Source organism: Streptomyces sp. NPDC056948 (assembly GCF_042674225.1).
GTDB classification, from domain to species: Bacteria; Actinomycetota; Actinomycetes; order Streptomycetales; family Streptomycetaceae; genus Streptomyces; species Streptomyces purpurascens.
The window spans coordinates 1-1512 of sequence record NZ_JBHUQX010000800.1; the positions used below are offsets into that span (position 1 = coordinate 1).

A 1512-nucleotide genomic window follows, 5' to 3' on the forward strand; every position below is an offset into this window, starting at 1 on the left:
CCATCTGCCGGCCCTGATACTGCGCCGGCCTTCTGTCACCGCACACCCGACCTGAATGCTGCCGGGGATGCTGGGATCGCGGTTTCTCGACCGGAGACCACCTCACTATCGATGTCCTGCGGTACCCGGGACTCGAAAAGCCGCCCGGGCGATCCTGATGGCGTCCACTTCCTCCGTTCATTCCCTCATTGCTTGTACTGCTCTACTGCGTACTGCTGGTGATGCGACCTGCTGGTGGCCTGTTACAGCGCCACTCTTCGGCAGCCAGCCCCGTCGCCCGTCCTGCGTCTGCTCTGGCTTAGAACCCCACTGCCGAACCTCCCGGTGCGCGCGCCCGCAGCCGACGCCTTCACCGAGGTACTGCTCACTGACTCCACTGCGGATACAGCGGGTACTGCTCGCGGCGGCCCCTGAACACTGCGGGCCACCCGGTCCGGTCGTCAGTCCCGTCGCCGTCCTGCAACAACCCTGGCTTCGAAACTCCACCACCGCACCGTCCTGCGAACTGCAACTGCGGTACTGCTGCCCGGCAGTTCGTGTCTGCCGGGCCCTGCTGTCTGTCTGGGCTACGAGAGAAACCATAACCACACCACTGGCCAATGTCTACTCTGGCTGAGATAGATTTTCGTGTGTGGGCGGAGAGAGCAATCTTGAGCGGCGATCAAGGGCGGCACCAGAAGGAGCCCTCAGAGGCGTAGGTCCAGCCGGAGACCGGTCGGCGCACGCGTGACGCAGATGTCGCGGTCTCGCCTGTGAACCGCGCACCCCGGCCGGGCCCCGAGGGATGTCAGGGCAGCCCGCGCCTTGAGACCCATGGTGCCGTCGCGGCAGGGCCGTGAGATCGAGAAGGGAGCGCGCTGGCTGCCGTTGGGGGGCGGCGACTGGTGGCGTGCCCGCTGGGGTCGTCGGGTGGGCCGTAATGCGCTTACCGACCGGCTCCTGCTCGGTGAACAGGTCCTCGGTGACGGCTTTGACGATTTCCAGGCCTTGCCGGCCGACCCTGCCCGGGATCGGCGGCCCGGGCAGCGGGCACGGTAGGGCCGCTGTCCCACGCGACAACATCCACGGCGTGGGCGGTGATGCGCAGTTCCGGCAGGACAGGGCCGGGAGCGTACTTGCGGGCGTTGGCGACCAGCTCGCCGACCACCAGCTGGGTCACGTCCCTCGCACAAGCCATCGCGGGCGCGTGACGGTCGGCGTGGGCCTGGTCGAGGAAGGTGACGGCGTGTCTGCAGGCGTCGGCGATGGACGCCCCGCGCGGCGCCCAACCGCGAGGTGAACTCTGGTGACGAAACTGAGCCCAGTTCCCGCAAGAGCAGTGAAGAAACCAGGCAGATCGGCCGTGTGTTCTTCGAATCGCCGGGCACACGGAGCGGCGGAGGTTGATAACTATGGTTCCCCTGCTTCTCGTCCTGCTTCTGGCCCTGATCCTCTTCGGCGCAGGATTCGCGCTGAAGGCACTGTGGTGGATCGCCGTCATCGTGCTGGTCGTCTGGCTGCTGGGCTTCGTGA

At 66.6% G+C, this 1512-nt stretch carries 1 protein-coding gene; it reads left to right on the forward strand.

The window, feature by feature from the left end; translation table 11 throughout:
* Window positions 1-1391 precede the first annotated feature (1391 nt).
* Window positions 1392-1512, forward strand: a 121-nt coding sequence (locus ACFTZL_RS44820) for a hydrophobic protein (RefSeq protein WP_382596374.1), incomplete at its 3' end; no start/stop codon positions are given.